General features: G+C 41.0%; 22 protein-coding genes and 1 other RNA gene. 3 read left to right on the top strand and 20 right to left on the bottom strand.

What is annotated here, in order from left to right:
- Positions 1 to 31 precede the first annotated feature (31 nt).
- Positions 32 to 1399: a sodium-dependent transporter gene (locus Nant_RS16995; protein ID WP_054342830.1), complete on the bottom strand. Its 1368-nt coding sequence runs from the start codon at positions 1397 to 1399 to the stop codon at positions 32 to 34.
- Positions 1400 to 1587: 188 nt separating this feature from the next.
- On the opposite strand from Nant_RS16995, the gene smpB reads away from it, so the two are divergent.
- Positions 1588 to 2064 carry an SsrA-binding protein SmpB gene (gene smpB / locus Nant_RS16990; RefSeq protein WP_054342829.1) on the top strand — a complete coding sequence of 159 codons (477 nt, stop codon included), beginning with the start codon at positions 1588 to 1590 and terminating at the stop codon, positions 2062 to 2064.
- A gap of 56 nt (positions 2065 to 2120) precedes the next feature.
- Positions 2121 to 2480, top strand: a transfer-messenger RNA (tmRNA) gene (ssrA, locus tag Nant_RS21140).
- 172 nt (positions 2481 to 2652) lie between these two features.
- Here the strand turns inward: ssrA and Nant_RS16985 are convergent.
- The 15 genes from Nant_RS16985 to Nant_RS16915 all read right to left on the bottom strand — a co-directional run bounded on the left by Nant_RS16985 (position 2653) and on the right by Nant_RS16915 (position 11432).
- Entirely contained in the window at positions 2653 to 3000 is a 348-nt protein-coding gene (locus Nant_RS16985; protein ID WP_143773476.1) for a hypothetical protein, read from the bottom strand.
- 146 nt (positions 3001 to 3146) lie between these two features.
- The gene (locus tag Nant_RS16980; protein ID WP_054342827.1) at positions 3147 to 4151 is read right to left on the bottom strand and encodes a phage integrase; all 1005 of its coding nucleotides are present in this window, start codon (positions 4149 to 4151) and stop codon (positions 3147 to 3149) included.
- 116 nt (positions 4152 to 4267) lie between these two features.
- A complete protein-coding gene (locus tag Nant_RS16975) occupies positions 4268 to 5548 on the bottom strand; it encodes a hypothetical protein (protein ID WP_054342826.1) in 1281 nt (426 codons plus the stop codon).
- A gap of 172 nt (positions 5549 to 5720) precedes the next feature.
- Positions 5721 to 5942 carry a hypothetical protein gene (locus Nant_RS16970; protein ID WP_054342825.1) on the bottom strand — a complete coding sequence of 74 codons (222 nt, stop codon included), beginning with the start codon at positions 5940 to 5942 and terminating at the stop codon, positions 5721 to 5723.
- Positions 5943 to 5945: 3 nt separating this feature from the next.
- The gene (locus Nant_RS16965) at positions 5946 to 6197 is read right to left on the bottom strand and encodes a hypothetical protein (RefSeq protein ID WP_054342824.1); all 252 of its coding nucleotides are present in this window, start codon (positions 6195 to 6197) and stop codon (positions 5946 to 5948) included.
- A complete protein-coding gene (locus Nant_RS16960; protein ID WP_054342823.1) occupies positions 6194 to 7246 on the bottom strand; it encodes a zonular occludens toxin domain-containing protein in 1053 nt (350 codons plus the stop codon). The genes Nant_RS16965 and Nant_RS16960 overlap by 4 nt, the downstream gene beginning before the upstream one ends.
- Positions 7247 to 7257: 11 nt before the next feature.
- Positions 7258 to 7575 carry a DUF2523 family protein gene (locus tag Nant_RS16955; RefSeq protein WP_054342822.1) on the bottom strand — a complete coding sequence of 106 codons (318 nt, stop codon included), beginning with the start codon at positions 7573 to 7575 and terminating at the stop codon, positions 7258 to 7260.
- Entirely contained in the window at positions 7576 to 9174 is a 1599-nt protein-coding gene (locus Nant_RS16950) for a virulence factor TspB C-terminal domain-related protein (RefSeq protein ID WP_054342821.1), read from the bottom strand.
- A gap of 120 nt (positions 9175 to 9294) precedes the next feature.
- Positions 9295 to 9504 carry a major capsid protein gene (locus Nant_RS16945; RefSeq protein ID WP_054342820.1) on the bottom strand — a complete coding sequence of 70 codons (210 nt, stop codon included), beginning with the start codon at positions 9502 to 9504 and terminating at the stop codon, positions 9295 to 9297.
- 2 nt (positions 9505 to 9506) lie between these two features.
- On the bottom strand, positions 9507 to 9734 hold the full coding sequence (locus tag Nant_RS16940; RefSeq protein ID WP_054342819.1) for a hypothetical protein: 228 nt from the start codon (positions 9732 to 9734) through the stop codon (positions 9507 to 9509).
- Between the two features lie 97 nt (positions 9735 to 9831).
- Positions 9832 to 10128, bottom strand: coding sequence for a hypothetical protein (locus Nant_RS16935; RefSeq protein WP_143773475.1), 297 nt, complete (start codon positions 10126 to 10128; stop codon positions 9832 to 9834).
- A 1-nt stretch (position 10129) separates the two neighbouring features.
- Complete coding sequence (locus Nant_RS16930; RefSeq protein ID WP_054342817.1) at positions 10130 to 10495, bottom strand: hypothetical protein; 366 nt, start codon at positions 10493 to 10495, stop codon at positions 10130 to 10132.
- Entirely contained in the window at positions 10492 to 10974 is a 483-nt protein-coding gene (locus tag Nant_RS16925; RefSeq protein ID WP_054342816.1) for a hypothetical protein, read from the bottom strand. The genes Nant_RS16930 and Nant_RS16925 overlap by 4 nt, the downstream gene beginning before the upstream one ends.
- Positions 10971 to 11189, bottom strand: a complete 219-nt coding sequence (locus tag Nant_RS16920; RefSeq protein WP_054342815.1) for a hypothetical protein — start codon at positions 11187 to 11189, stop codon at positions 10971 to 10973. The genes Nant_RS16925 and Nant_RS16920 overlap by 4 nt, the downstream gene beginning before the upstream one ends.
- A 33-nt stretch (positions 11190 to 11222) precedes the next feature.
- A complete protein-coding gene (locus tag Nant_RS16915) occupies positions 11223 to 11432 on the bottom strand; it encodes a hypothetical protein (RefSeq protein WP_054342814.1) in 210 nt (69 codons plus the stop codon).
- Positions 11433 to 11521: 89 nt separating this feature from the next.
- Between Nant_RS16915 and Nant_RS16910 the strand changes: the two genes are divergently transcribed.
- A complete protein-coding gene (locus tag Nant_RS16910; protein WP_054342813.1) occupies positions 11522 to 11812 on the top strand; it encodes a helix-turn-helix transcriptional regulator in 291 nt (96 codons plus the stop codon).
- A gap of 501 nt (positions 11813 to 12313) precedes the next feature.
- On the opposite strand, the gene Nant_RS16900 is transcribed toward Nant_RS16910, so the two are convergent.
- The 4 genes from Nant_RS16900 to Nant_RS21390 all read right to left on the bottom strand — a co-directional run bounded on the left by Nant_RS16900 (position 12314) and on the right by Nant_RS21390 (position 15859).
- Positions 12314 to 13489 (bottom strand): hypothetical protein, encoded by a 1176-nt coding sequence (locus Nant_RS16900; RefSeq protein WP_054342811.1) that lies wholly within the window; start codon positions 13487 to 13489, stop codon positions 12314 to 12316.
- Between the two features lie 196 nt (positions 13490 to 13685).
- The gene (locus Nant_RS16895; RefSeq protein WP_054342810.1) at positions 13686 to 14093 is read right to left on the bottom strand and encodes a hypothetical protein; all 408 of its coding nucleotides are present in this window, start codon (positions 14091 to 14093) and stop codon (positions 13686 to 13688) included.
- A gap of 2 nt (positions 14094 to 14095) precedes the next feature.
- Positions 14096 to 14941 (bottom strand): Panacea domain-containing protein, encoded by an 846-nt coding sequence (locus Nant_RS16890; RefSeq protein WP_054342809.1) that lies wholly within the window; start codon positions 14939 to 14941, stop codon positions 14096 to 14098.
- A 693-nt stretch (positions 14942 to 15634) separates the two neighbouring features.
- Positions 15635 to 15859, bottom strand: a complete 225-nt coding sequence (locus Nant_RS21390; RefSeq protein WP_076495901.1) for a tyrosine-type recombinase/integrase — start codon at positions 15857 to 15859, stop codon at positions 15635 to 15637.
- Between the last annotated feature and the right edge of the window lie 174 nt (positions 15860 to 16033).

Here is a 16033-nt window from a genome sequence, read left to right as displayed (position 1 = left end):
CTTTATCTTCCCACTCTTTTATTTTTCCACTCTACACGGTGAACTTATTGTACAAATTAAGAGCGAAAATTGCTGCAACTGCAACCGGCGCGATAAAACGGATAGCGACATACCAAGCCGAAAACCAAAAATGATTCTGCATAGACAGCTCATCCTTCAGAACAGACTGCTTGATCTTCCAACCCGCAAAGATAGCGATAAACAAACCACCCAACGGCAACATGACGTTTGCAGTCGCAAAGTCCATTAGATCAAAGAAAGTCATACTGCCTATTTTAAGGTCAGACATAAAATTAAATGATCCAAGACAAGCAATACCCAGCGCCCATACTAAAAAGCCGAGTGCAGTACAGGCAGGAAGGCGCTTAATACCAAATTTTTCAACCATCCAGGCAACAGCAGGCTCCATCAGAGAGATCGCAGATGTCCATGCGGCCACAGCAATCAGCACGAAGAACAAGAAACCAAAGATTTGTCCGCCCGGCATCTGACCAAACGCAACAGGTAACGTGATAAACATCAACCCAGGACCCGCACCAGGGTCTAGCTGATTGGCAAATACGATAGGAAAAATTGCCAAACCAGCAACGAGTGCAACCAATGTATCCAATAGCGCAATCATCACGACCGTACCGCCAATACTGGACTTCTTAGGCATATAAGAGCCATACGCCATGATCGACCCCATACCTAACGACAACGTAAAGAAAGAATGGCCTAACGCAACCAGAACTGAATTCCACGTCAACTCAGAAGGATCAAAATGAAATAGGAAATCGAAACCCTGGCCAAAAGCACCGGATGTCATGGAGTATCCCAACAGGACAAATAACAACACAAACAACGCAGGCATCATGATGCGAGTGGCCCGCTCTAGCCCTTTATTAACACCACCGGCAACAACAATCATCACCATCAAAACAAACACGGTGTGCCAGATTAACAAGGTTTGCGCGTCAGCTAATAACGCCTCAAACTTTTTACCGGCCATCTCACTGCCAATATCAATGAATTCTCCATTAGCCATCCCCGCCACATAATAGAGAACCCAACCCGCTACAATCGAATAAAATGAAAAAATCATCACACCCGCGATAGCGCCCATCCAACCTGCCAGAGACCATTTGCGACTCAGGCCCGACTCAACCGCAAGATCCTTCATTGAATTAATAGGGCTTTGCCGACCGCGACGGCCAATCAACACTTCGGACACCATGATAGGAATACCTACCAGGAGAATACATATCAGATAAACCAGGACAAACGCCCCGCCACCGTTTTCCCCCGTGATATAAGGAAACTTCCAGATATTACCCAAACCGACAGCCGACCCAGTCGCCGCCATAATGAATACCCAACGGCTAGACCAGGCACCATGAATTGATAATTTCTCTTGCATACGTCTCTCTATACTAAGCAGTTTCAATAAAAAACAGACTAAAAGGAGACGTATTGTTCCCTTTCTTTGCAGTCTTGACAACTTTAGTAGAACCGATTTTAAAAACTCATTCATTAAATAATAAATAATCAACAAATAAAGCCTGAGTAGCTTCCTACCAACCATCAGCATCGCTATAATCCCGAGCTATGGCTAAACAAAAGAAAGCAAAAAACACGAGCAGCACCATCTGTCAGAACAAACGAGCTCGATATGAATATCATGTCGAAGAGAAGTTTGAAGCTGGCGTTGTGTTCGCCGGTTGGGAAATAAAAAGTCTCCGCGAAGGACGCGCTCAATTGGTTGATTCCTATGTCGTGTTGAAAGACGGTGAAGCGTGGCTGGTTGGCGTAAATATCACGCCTTTGCTGCAAGCATCGACACACCATGTCACCGAACCCAGACGTGACCGGAAACTTCTATTGCATCGCCGCCAGATAGATAAGCTATCGGTAGAAACTGAGGCAAAAGGATATACCTGTGTTGCATTGTCCTTATATTGGAAAACCGGACGCGTAAAGTGTGAAATAGCACTGGTGAAAGGTAAACAGCAGCATGACAAACGCCAAACCGAGAAAAATCGCGACTGGGACCGTCAGAAGCAAAGAATCATGGCTACGCGCTAATCAAGGCCGAAACTTCTTTCATTTACACCAGCCGTACCGTTATAATCACCGGACTTGGGGGTGACATGGCTTCGACGCCGATTACAAAACCTTGAGTGCATGCCGTGAGTGTAGTGAATCACGTAAATCAATTACTGCACAGTTATAGTTGCTAACGACGATAACTACGCTCTAGCAGCCTAAAGGGCCGCTAGCGCCACACTCAAAGGTGTCTGTAACTATGAGGTTTGTGGTGTCATTTGAGACAGAATCGCCTGGACGCTTCGCCTTAAGCTGAACGGTTAAAACTAAAAAGGCTCGCCCTAAACGCCCTGACCCTCGGGCCGTGCTGGGTTAATTGAATAGAGGTGTCTACGCATGTAGACCTTAAGGCAGCGGATTGGCGGACGCGGGTTCGAAACCCGCCACCTCCACCAAAGCACAAGTGATAAGGGCCTGTTTTTACAGGCCTTTTTCATGTCTGGCGTTTAAGATTTGCTGCATGTGTCGAAAAAGTGTCGAAACCGCTAAGTGAATAGTTATGCTTTTTTAGCTCTGAAACTCGCTTTTATATGTGCATAACAGCCACCTAAAGCGATAGTAAGTTTTTTATGATTTAAGCAGCCCAAACATGCTCCCCAAACCAATCAAAGCAAAGGTTAAGCCAAATTGAATCAGTGTCGAAAGTAGTGCTATAATAAAACCCTGAACGAGCTTTGCGCCTAACAGAAATGAAAAAACAACCGCAGTACCAGCTAACGTGATAACTAATTGAATTAAAGCAGAGATACCAATGCTTTCAGTAAAGGTACTAATAAATACTGAAGCAATAACGGCAAAAAAACATCTTCCAAATCCAGTGTTGTCCGCTCCTAATGCCTCAGCTGAGAACTTTACTGGGTACACAAGAAATAGAACAATACCAATGAACGTAATTAACATAATAATAAATTGCAATTTATAAACCTCTCCGTTGGTTTAGAACATATGACGCCCTATTATTTATGAAGAATACATCTTCATAATAATTGTCAGTCCCCCTACGTCCTTATAGGATTTCACACGGGTTAGTTTATAGAGCAAAAATACAGCCGTAGCAAACCCTATTCCATATTTCTGACTTCACTCATCGGATTGTACTTAATAGCATCGTTTAAAAAGTCAGGGCACAGGTGAGCATAACGCATGGTTGTCTTGACTGAAGAGTGACCAAGAATTCTTTGTAACGTGACAATATTCCCACCATTCATTACAAAGTGACTAGCAAAGCTATGTCGTAATACATGTGTTGCCTGACCTTCTGGGAGAGTCATTCCAGTTTTATCTAGGACTCGTCGAAAGGAACCGATAGCACTAGTAAACGGGCCGAACTCAATCCAGTGTTTATACAGTCTATTTGCCAGATCTTCTGAGATCGGAACAGTTCTAGCTTTACCATTCTTTGTATCTACAAAAGTTACCTGGTTGTTTTTTACTAATGAAGCATTCAAACCTTCAGCTTCAGACCACCTGGCACCTGTTGAAAGACAAATTTCGATTAGTAAAAACAAATGAGGGTTCAGGTTATAACCAGTTCTCTGACTTACAGCTGCGAACAATTCATTAATCTCATCCTTGTTTAACCAGGTAAGTTCCCTTTCAGGTACTTTCAAAGGTTTCACTTTCTCCAGAGGATTCACATAGTTCAATTGTTGTAGAGCTATCAGTTCATTAAACACAGCTCTGATATAGATCAGCTCGTTATTCAGTGTTTTTGGTTTCAGTCCCTGGTTGATTCTTTGCTTTCTGTACATGAGGAACATAGAAGACGTTAACCTGGACGCAACTGGATTACCTAAATCATTGCTCAATCTGATCAAGGCATTGAATCGACGAAACCCATCTTTAAGGGTATGGCCATGCAGCTGGTGCCAGAGATCGACGATATCAACCAACGAACGTTTATCAGAATTAGGATTTACCCATTCATTGTTAGTTGTGAATTTTGACAGGATAAGTGTTTCGTAACGTTTACAGTCAGCCTTGGTATCAAACGTCTTTCTAAACCGTTTACCTTTGACCGGTTCAATATCAACTAACCACTTTCCATTAGGTTTTTGTTTAATCATAAATTCCTACTCGAATAAACACCCATGAATTTACGTTATCGGGATGACGTAAAAAAAGCACATTGAATAACGTAACGCTTAGGATCGTAAGCATGAGAAGTTAGCAACGCCAAATACTAACCCCATTTTGAACGCATACGCCTTTCAAGTAAGGCATCTGAGAACCACCGGTAAAACATGTCGAAGGACATTCCCTTATCTGAGAGATAACCACAGATTTCATCCCATAAAGGCATCTTAACCAGTGCTTTTATAGCTACATGAGCTTTAGTTTTGTTCCTGGCATAGATGGAAATCATATTCCCTAACATCATGCCTATATTCCGCGAGTTATCTCGTCCTGGTTCTTTGTAAACACGCTTATATTTAGCATCATCATGTGCCTGGCTAAAATTGGCATCCTGAGTAAACATAGTCCAGGTAGGATCGAACCATTCTTCGTTGTACATCAGCTTGAATTGATTCATTGCATAGCGCCATAAAGCCCCGAGGTGATGATATACATCCTTATATGACTTCATAGAACCACCCTTCTCACCATCTAGCTTGAGTAATCCCTCATGAAACTGATTGATAACACTATGATGAAAACGCATCTCTAAACGTCTTACAGGCTTATCAGGGTCATATTCAGAGAAACACAGAGGGGTAGCAAATTCACCAGACCAAGCAGACTTAAAGAAGTCTGATTTATCCATAACAACCATTTGCTTAGTCTTGTCATAGTTAGAGAATTGAACAGCACTAACAGAACCAAACGTCATAGTCTCATTATCACCATACGTAGCTGAAACACCCGCTAACGTATATTCAGCTGTCTCTATACCATCGTAAGAAACACGTTTAGACGATCTACAATGTAAACGTTGCATAAAGTCTTTAGGAACGTCCCAACCCTGCACATCAACTGCCAAATGTATTGCTACGCCCTGGTAAAAGATTTCACCTTGAGTTAATTCAGAAACGACACCATCCATCCATGCTTGCACAACATCAACCTTGTAACGTAATAGCAGCCCTGGAGAACATTCAATCTTAATATGAGTCCCTTCAAATTCACCTTTGACCGATCCTGACTTAACAAAGACAATCATTCCTAATTCATTGTTCTGTAACCGATATTGAAAGCGAGAAGCACCACCAGAGCCGAGAATAAAATCAAAACCGTTCAATTGAACCTTTTGAACCGTTGATCTATGTACGAGGATTCTATTCTCGAAGTCAGATAACCAATTATGATCAAGGGTACAACGATATAACTGCCTAACCGTATCAACAGAAGACATGATTACATTGATATCTGATAGATCTGATTGGAAATCCTGACCAATAAAAATATCACCTGTATTTGACTCTGAAAAATCAAATGAATTAACTCTAGTAGCGTGGTTTTTCATATCTCACCATACGAAAATAAAGGTTAATGGTTTATCTAACTGCCTAAACACATACAACGGGTATATCTAAAGGGTTATATTTCACGTGTTACAGGGGTCGTGATCTGCGCCCCTGTCCTGTGGGCTCCGCTCATCCATGCACACAGGGGCGCGCGCATATCAGAAAAGACCATTAAGAGTGTTCTTCATAAGGAGTAGAAGTAGAAAACAATAAATCAGACAGCTTTTTATTCTCAGCTTTTAACGCCTTAATAGTATCGTTGCGATCAAGTCGATAACTGGTAATAGAACCTAATAAAACATTCGACACACCAATAGCCAGGGCGACAAAGATCCCCGTTTGAACGGTATTAATCGTTAATAACGTTTCAACCACATGCTGTATATCATCCATAAATCACCCCCGATTCTGTAATAATTTAGATGTAAATGAACAATTCAAAATATTAAATAAATCATAGAGCCGCTTATTTTCAACAGCTAACATTCTGAAATAATGAGAAGAGCCACCAATAGCACGAGCATCTTTTATATCTTCTAACTGTTTCACCAGGTACAGACATTCCGAATCAGGAGCATAGTCCGTCTCAGCCTGGACAACCGGCAAAGAGGTAAACAGAAAAAGGGCGAGCATTGGGGCAATAATCATAAATCACTCCTTTGACCTTGAGTTATTTTATTGTCTGAATCACCACGTCGATCATAGGAGACTGTTTGCGTGCGAGTATTATCAAACATGCCATCATCAATTAATGAATCACATCGACCAAGAGGGACATTTACCCTAGTGGCCTGCTGGGTAAGGCATTTACAACTCGCACCCTCTTTCAAATGAATACGCACACACAATACACGCGGAGCCACTACCGGCTTTTGTAATTCATCATAGATAGGAGCAGTGGCTGGAAGCCCTTCAATCCTAGGTTTATACATAGATAAATATTTGATCGGATCAACAGGGTAAATCGGCGCATAAGATTTATTTTGAGAAGGAGCAGCCTGAGTAATACCGCCCGCCATAGTAGACACCACACCGGACAACCCACCGGCAACCGATTGTTTATCATTAGCCCTGGTCGACATGTCATACACAAAATTAATCCCGCCAATCAAAACCGCCGCCACAATAAACCCAACAAAGTAGAGTTTTTTCGGAACACGCACTTTATGGGTATTTAGTGCCGTAGATTTATAAAGCTGAAAAACTGATTTAGGAACGTTGGCTGACTCACTGGCCGCATCTTGTTTCGTAAAATGCTCATCAGGATCATTAACACATTTTTCCCAGATCATAGCTTTTGAACGTAAACCATACGCCGCTGAAATATGCCTATGTTGTTGAACCTGCCTTCTGACAGCTGTATGAATAAGCATGGGATGTTGAGTAGTCGCGAGTATATCCAGACCACGATGACGATGTTTTTCCAATCCGGTTACATGCTCAGGCGGAGTTTTATCCCAGGCAGCAGGACGCCAAATTTCCTGAGCTTCATCGATCAGCAACACCGCCCCTTCTGGTAATTCATTAGGCCAATTTAACACCTGTTCTTTTGTCAGTTCTTCCCAACCAGGAACAATGCACTCAGTGATATTATAAAAATACACCGGACGATTTTTAAACTGCGGATCCGTCATAACGAAGTGGATCATGTTGGCTGTTTTTTTAGAGCCTGGCTGACCCGTAAATAAGAAAAACATATTCTATCCTCCTATGCGTTCCACGGTTTAGGGCCTGAGCCTGGAGCACGCCACACTGAATTTAAACGGTTAACCGCTTTGAATGTTGCAACAGAGGACATAGTGGCGCCAATCATAACCAAACCCGAATTAGCGCCGCATAAATCCATTAAACCGAGAAGCTGAGAAGGCAGGCCATTATAATTATCAAGCATATAATCAACCGCAAAACCCACCGCTAAATTCATCCCCAAAAACGTAACCGCAGATACACCAATTATGCGAATAATGGTAAAAACCAACGGGCCCGCAATTGAAAATATAAATGTTAAAATCGTTCCCCACATCATTTACATATTCTCCACTAATCCACGATAAATCATCATCATGCACATGAAAGCCGCCGAGAATAATACCAGTGGCCGCAATGCTTCCATCATTTGACAAATCGAATCGAATTTGAAAATAGCAGCCATAGACATGCCTAAACCAACATTAGGAGGACAAGAACCCGAACGCCCGTTATCAGCCAGAATTGAACCTAAGCCTAAAGCCTGCTCAACATTAATCTCTTCCGTAATATTAGATAAAGAACCATCAGAATCAGTGTTATCACCGACTAAGGTACGAATATCATCATAAGCAGTATCGGGAGCATCAAGAGCGCTATTTAATGCATCAGGTGAAAGATTACACGACGACTTCCAATCCTGAATAATCAAGGTGCATTGCCACGGATCTCCCGTACAGGTAGGAGGCTCAACGCATTGATCTAATCCACCAAATTCAGCGCCCTGGGCTTTACAAAACTCTAACCAATTTAATTCTAATGAAGCACAATCAACCGCATCACCGACACAAACCGGAGGAGTTTTACACTTCAAATCAACCGATGTTTTAGATTTTTCTTCATCAGCTCCGCCACCGCCACCGCCTACTGCAATAGTCGTTGTGGTAGTCTCAGTTTTAGGCGAACCATCAGCATTAGTACCACCTGTTGTACTGGTAGTAGTGGTATGTGTAGATCCATCAACACCCGTCTCAGTTGTTCTGGTCGTTTTATTTTCAGTAATAGAACCATCAGGATTAAGGATTTTATTTTCAACCCATTTTTTAATCGTATCCCGAGAAGCCGCCGCCAACGAACTGGAATTATTAGGGCAAGACTGACCCTGACCAATCACCGACGTTTTAGCACCCGTATCATTATCGTAACAAGCCTGTTGATATGTCGGACAATTGACCGAAGCAGAGACCTGGCCTAGATATTTACCATCAGCCGTATAACACGTCTGCATATCTCCTTCGTCTTTTTCAGCCTGAGTAGGAGCAGGCAAAGCATGATCAGTACCATTAAAAAGATCACCGTATTTAGTCTGCCAAGGTACTAAAGGATTGGTATTACATTCCTCACCGTTATAGGTATAAGTATTAGGTGCAGTATCTCCACCAGTTAACTGAACTGTAATAGAAGAACCGGACGTAGTAGCACGACAACCAGAAACACACATTGATAAATTAGCAGAAGCAACTTGAGCAGTAGTACCCGTTAAATCTGTACAATGTTCTGGCTCAGCCGGAGCATCACATACCAAAGTATCAGAATTATAAACAGTATCCTCAGGACACCCGTTACCATATCTAATAAATTGAGTATAACCCTGAGCATTAGGCGCCATTCTGGATGAACAATTATAACGATCTGAACTTTTATTTGGACTAGCTTCTGTCCAACCCTTATCAGCAACTAACGCATAGCAACCCGCAACAGGTGATGAATTAATATAAGAGCCACTTGGAATTCCTTGAGTTGTATAACCAGTTTTCCAATAATAATCAGCAGCAAATAAAGAAACGGGAAAAAAACCAACACAAAAGAAAATAACAACAAAGAAATAATTGAGCAGGTGCGATTTGAAATTAGGTTTTAAGTAGGAAAAGGAAATCATGATGCTGCAATGGCAAGAGACGCCAAGCCTACAATAAGAATTAATGAATACGGATCAATCAGCATAAATTTCTCCACAAAAAAAGGGGACGTAATGCCCCCTGTTTAAAGAGGCACCAGGTTAAAAGAACGTAGCTTTAACCCAACGAAGACCCATGGCCACAACCGCCAAACCAATCAGCAAAGTACCGGCTTCGGTAATATCTGCGGACGTCGTAGCGATCTGAGTAGTCACCGCAGCATCAAGCGCTGCATTAGCCGAAGCCATAACCACAAGACCAGAAACAGCAACACCACCCGCTGCCAGTTTTTTCATAAATTTACGAGACATAATCAGCCACCCTTTAGATTTTGTGAGAAAACATTTCTCAAAATTTTAATAGATCCGCCAAGGACTAGCAGACCTAAGAGTAATGGCCATAACTCAGCTGAATCTTGTTGAGATATGACCATAGACTGCTGGATAATTGCTTCCTGAGAAACAACCAACCAGCCATCGGAGCACAGCGGAAAACCGTCAACATTCTCGGTAATACTCCCGTTGCACCCCAAATAATTCATAGTTCACCACGTTACGTGTGTTATTTAAGAATGTGCGTTTGCGGTTTTTCAGATGAGAAAACTGACTCTCTCTGAAAACGGACCGCTATCTGCACGGCTACGCCTTGGCAGGCTGAGAAGCTTTTTCCTGTTGAGCAGTCATCGTAGGAGCTGCTCCAACAACGTGGTACTTCATCGAGTCTTTAGCACCGACTTGAACATCACATTTAAGATCGAATCGCGCCGGTAATCTAACGCCGCGCAGATTATCCAAAACATTGTATTCACCGGACAATTTCATAACGGGACAACCCACACGATCCTCTTCTTCGATCATGTCGCCCAGGGTATAAAACTGCGCACCTTTGTTACCGTCGAAGTCATAGCGTTTAGCCGCTGTGACGATTACTGTCATATTAACTTCCATGAGAAACACCTTTGATTTGAGAATTGATGAACGCTGTTAATGTTGGACGATGAAGAATTCCAAACTCGGCATATGCTTTCGGACACCAGCTTGACCAGGAAACAAGACACAAATGAACAGGGTCGAGTTTCAGCTCTTTAATGCCAAACGTCGTCGCATAGTGAGTTCTTAAAATAGTTCCCATCCGCTGCATTGCTTCAGCGCATTTTTTGCAACACTCGGCTCCGTACAGAGTTAAAGCACCGCGATTTAAAAGAGGATCAATAAAGGCCGCAAAGGCCTTAGTTTCTGTGAACAGTTCACCACAACGGGTGCAAAATTCACCGATACCTGGCTTGGTAGTAAGGATGATCATAATGAACACCCTTTTTTAGAATGTGACGGGCCTGCGGTAAGGTATGAAGAGACCGAGGCCCGAGCAGTTGCAGGTGCTAGCTGTTGAGTGTTGTGCTTTTTCGGGTAACCAAAAAAGTCACGTTGAAACGCTCTGAAAAACCGTCGAACTGGGTGAGCAGTCCAACGGCCCCCGACGCTGTTATAGTCTTGAATGACTTTAGCGTCGATACGGGAACTGATAGCGCTATGACTTTTTAGAGCCATGAACACTGAACGAGGGTATTGAGTAGGGTTCGGAGCCATAAACGAGGTACGTCTGAATTTAAGGCTTAGCAGCTGAACCCAGCGGTAATGAATTTTTCTTAACGATGTATCACCGGAACGGGAGATTTCGAGATACATATCCACCGCCTGCATATAGTCACTATGAGTCACTACACGCTTTTTGCAGGAATCCGCACAGAAGCGACGAAACAGGGAGTATTTAGGGTTTTTCATGACGGCAACCCCTCCTCGTTTAAGCACGTAATGCGAAGGGCTGCCAAATTAACTAATGAACGTTTTGTATTGCCATTAGCATTTTTGAGACGGATGACAGGGACATAACCTTTTCTGATCATCTCGTTTAAAGTGGCTAAAGAAATGCCGACTTCTTCAGCAAATTTTGACCTATCCATTAAGGGGACTTGTTTTGAAACGCTTTGAATATCCATACCTTTCACCTCTTGATACTTACTGATGAATGACTAGACCAGGTCATCCTTTTCCAATAAATTTTTAGATAAGAGAGCAACGTTGACTAAAAGATGTTTGCCAATTCTTTGAGTCGGTAGGTAGCCGTTATCAAGCCATCCACGCACAACGCCATGATCCATACGTATCCAATCCGCAAACGCTCTCCACTGCATAAGAGGCGGCATCGGGATAGACACAGGTGTAATCGGTTGTTGTTCCATCGTTGCGCCTCTATACTTCGTCATTAAGAAATAAACTAAACCAGATACTGAAATATGAGTAACTGGAATATGAGTATAGATACTGAAATATGGGTATGTCAATAAGCGTATCAGAAAAAATCAGAGCTATTCGAGATTCAGAAGGAATGGGTAGAAAAGCCTTTGCAGATAAATTAGGCATTTCTCAAAGAACTTTAGAGAGCATAGAGAACAAAGGAACAGATCCTTCATCTTCTATACTAAAAGCAATTTGTAAGGGATATCCGGCTTATACATTTTGGCTAACGCTAGATACAGTAAACCCAGAAATCGGACAAATAAGCCCTGAGTTAAAAGAGACTGCGAGTGAATACGGCAAAACGGGAACGGATACCGAATAGCGCAGAAGATAAGGGAACGCTGGTACCGTAAGTAAAACAGGGAAATGCGCAAAGCAAGGATGCAACAAAAATGAAAAGCACAGTCACGGCTATAGTTTTATTAACACTATCACTAAACACATTCGCTTCATCTGCCATTATCAGGCTACCCGATGGACAGCTGGCCCCGCCTGGATCAAACGTTAACGCTGTGATCCGAGCATGGGGAAATCCAGACATGAATATAAGAAGCAAAAGCACATGCAAATACATCCTAGTGAGAAAAAACAGATACTGCTCAAGCTGGCGACTTATTTGGAAAAGGGATGATATTTATTGGATGGTTCAATACAGCGGCAGCATGATCGTTGATACAAAATGGACACGGTTTAAAAACGCATTAAGAGATTCGTTTTAATTGCTAAGCATAAAAGAAAGTAACAAACAGCCATCTATACACCAATAAAGTGTCTACAGAAAAACAGGGACTGATACCGACTAACGAAAATTATTAGGCTTAATTTAACAGCCTTCGCTACTATCCTCAATAAGTAAAAAACCCTGAAAGGCTTCTTCATTCTGATACTGTTCTTTTTGTGGATATAAATATACATAAAAATACCTTTCAGACGAATCAAACCCAGTTACTACACGTTCAACAGTGTAATAATATTCGGTCCTTACTTCAGTTAGAACAGAAGACCTCTGAGACGGTTTTTCAAACACTGGCTTCCCTATATATATAGGTGGAGCCATAATCGATTTATCATATTTAGGATATTTTCTGCTTGAATCAAACTCCTGCTTTTTAAGCAGAAAGTTTAGTAATATATCTAAGCAAAAATTAAAGTTATCTTTATTAATTTCATTAGCTACAAAACTAGTTGTATATTCAAAGTGCCACGATTGATCCTCCGTTCTAATGACTTCGGGCGTAAGTCTTCTGAAATTTTCAATATCAACCGTACTAACTCCCAACTCCATACAGTCGGTTTTTAGCTGTGCGTGATTTACTTGCATGTAATCCATAGGTTTTTTTACATGGGTTCGAATCCATTCTTTATCTTTAGCCCAATAATTTGCTTTTATGCCACCACGTAGACTTAATCCAAGCAATCCACTCTTCTTCTCTAGACCATTCCTAAAATAATAGACACTGTAATCATACTCATAAGCAACAAAAAACGCTTTCCTTAAACAAATTAACGAATCTAAAAATTTATCTTGTTCAGAAAATTCTATGGATTGTTTAACTAAAGTTTTCACAACACCATCATTCAATATATCGGTTAAGAAAATATCCTGCAGTTTAGAGCCAACTACATGTTCTAAAAGGGCATCTACAAATTTCAGAGCCACATCAAAATAATTAATAACAGACGTAGGTTCAGCCAACTGCCCATAATGTTTAGAAATAACTCTTTGTTTATTTAATGCTTTGATAGTACCTGATTTTATTATTGGAACTTTTAGTTTTTTGAGCTCTCCCAGCAACCCATCAAACGGCATCGACGCGAGACTTCTCTGCTCCTCTACATCTAATTCATCTAAAGCGGCTAATACAACAAGCTCTACAAAATCCTGCAGTAAAATTATTCCAGCGGTACAAGAGTACTTGTCTCCTGAATTGACTAAGTACTTTGTTTCACCAAGAATAGACTTCGCAACTAATAGCGTATTTAATGTCGATGATTTCATATAATTCCTATAAGAAAGCTAATGACAGTGAAATTATAAGCTAAACAAGGGGACTGGAGATTAAGTTTCTTTAGCTGAGTTACAGACGACATAAAAAAGTCTACTCAGCCAAAAAACATACTTCTTGATACCCCTAGCACTATCATTTCGCTAGAAATTTTAGTATCAGTTTAACTGAGTTAGATCGAAGAGATTGTTAGGTGACGACTAAAAAAACTTCAAACGTCGAATTTTTACGTATAGCAGTAGTTACTGCACATTTTTTCTTTCCCTTAATAAGTGAGTGTGATTTATTTGGTGTAAATGGATCATTTACAACTATATCTACGGGATCATATAAGACCTGTTGCATCCAATCACTTACTACCTCACCAACTCTTTTGGGGTTTCTAGGATTCCTAATCTCCTCACAAATAGTTATTGAAATAACCATATTTTTACCATGTAATACCTGAGGAGAACACTTAGGACTCTTTTGATACTTCATCCAATCACAAGACATTTCAGGATCATTAAAAATTGAAAGAGGTAATTCATCTTGACCTTCTGGAAGGATATCAGGACGAGCGTATCGATAAAGAGTATCACCATCATTAATTAACATTGTTATGCTACCCTTTCCAAAAACACACCAATATCTTTATTGAAATCTTCAAGTACAATATCATATTCTTCAAAGTTATCACCAACTTCAATGGAGACCTCAACCAGAGATTCGTTATGAAAATGCAAATAAATATTTTTATTTTCAAGGTGTAACTCAATCCCCACTCCACCTGTAGGTATTGGACCGAGTAACAATTTTGGTATTTTTGGCACAGCATTTTTTGCAAACAAGTCTCGCCTAAATATATTCAAGAATTTCTTACACTCATCGCAAATTTCTTTTGTTGGCGCCACAGAAACACCAGATATCCAATCATCTCCAATTTCATCAAGTGAAGACAGATAAGCAGTTCTTTTATCTATTAAATTTGAAAACTCAACTTTCTCTTTAGCAATTTTAATATATTGCTCCTGACTTTCAAACGTATTGAAATACTCCTTTATAAGATCTTTCTCGATCAGATTATTCCTGTCTGCAATATAATTTCTTTCCCATGGGTAGTCTGTATGCGACATATCAATTAAGGCCGACTGCCCGAGAACTAAAAAAGAGGCTAATATTCCAGCTAGAAATTTCTTTCTTGTATCATCTAATGTGATAGTTGAAACATCCTTCGAAACACTTAAGCAACTATACCCTCTACTTTTAAACCGACTCCATATTGAGACGTTTACTGGGCCAAATTGCCAAGCAGCCATATCAGCATCAAAAAGCGGCTCACCATACTGAGCAAGATAAAAGCCTTGAGAGAAATACAATAATTTTTGTAACTCTCTATGAGTTATTCCAACTTCCCCTTTTAATATGAGGTAGCTGGCAACCTCATTTATATCTGCACTACTCATACATTTCCCTATTGTGAGTATTGACCCCACACTTTAGTGCTGGAGAATTGTGACAACATCACGTTTGAATGATAGTGCACAATCTTATATGAAGATACCAGCGAAACAACGTGCAGTTGTGACATGTGTCGATAAAGTGTCGAAAACATAGCTTTGTATAGTGGTTTAACGGCCTCGACACAAAACCATAAAGCCTTAAAACCCTAGTGTTATGGTATGTACTGGCACAACGAGAAGCGTAGTATCTGGGTTCGAAACCCGCCACCTCCACCAAAGCACAAGTGATAAGGGCCTGTTTTTACAGGCCTTTTTCATGTCTGGAGTTTGAGATTTACGGTATGTGTCGAAACTAACAATTGAATTGCGCTTACTTATCTCGTTTATTTAGTTCTGAGATGGGGTAAATCCTTCGGATTCAAGACTTCTCATCACGCCACGTAACAACGCCTAAATCAAAATGCTTGAAAGTCATACTATCCTCGAAAAAAACATTAACACTTGTACAACAATGTACTACAACATCTACAAATCAGCACATACACATCTACAAAAAAGAAAATAAACCACCTAAATAACAATGTACAACAAACCTACAGGTTTAAACAATCTACAAATCAACAGGACTAACATCTACACTTGCATACCTATACAACTACACGCCAAGGCATATTAGAAGTTACTCATATTTAAAGGTCAGAACATACCCATACCACTCATCGGATTGTACTTAATAGCATCATTTAAAAAGTCAGGGCACAGGTGAGCATAACGCATGGTTGTATTAACTGAAGAGTGACCAAGAATCCTTTGTAACGTGATAATATTCCCACCATTCATAACAAAGTGGCTAGCAAAGCTATGTCGTAAGACATGCGTTGCCTGACCTTCTGGAAGAACAATTCCGGTTTTATCCAGCACTCGCCTAAAGAAACAGATAGCACTAGTAAACGGGCCAACCTTAGCCTAATGTTCATACAGCCTATTTCCAGAATATGCTCTCTGGATTAGCAAAGGGAACGGATACCGAATAGCGCAGACGATAAGGGAACGCTGGTACCGTAAGTAAAACAGGGAAATGCGCAAAGCAAGGAT

This window comes from Neptunomonas antarctica, assembly GCF_001305295.1.
In the GTDB taxonomy this organism is placed as follows: domain Bacteria; phylum Pseudomonadota; class Gammaproteobacteria; order Pseudomonadales; family Balneatricaceae; genus Neptunomonas; species Neptunomonas antarctica.
This window is presented reverse-complemented; position numbering and strand designations above follow the sequence as displayed.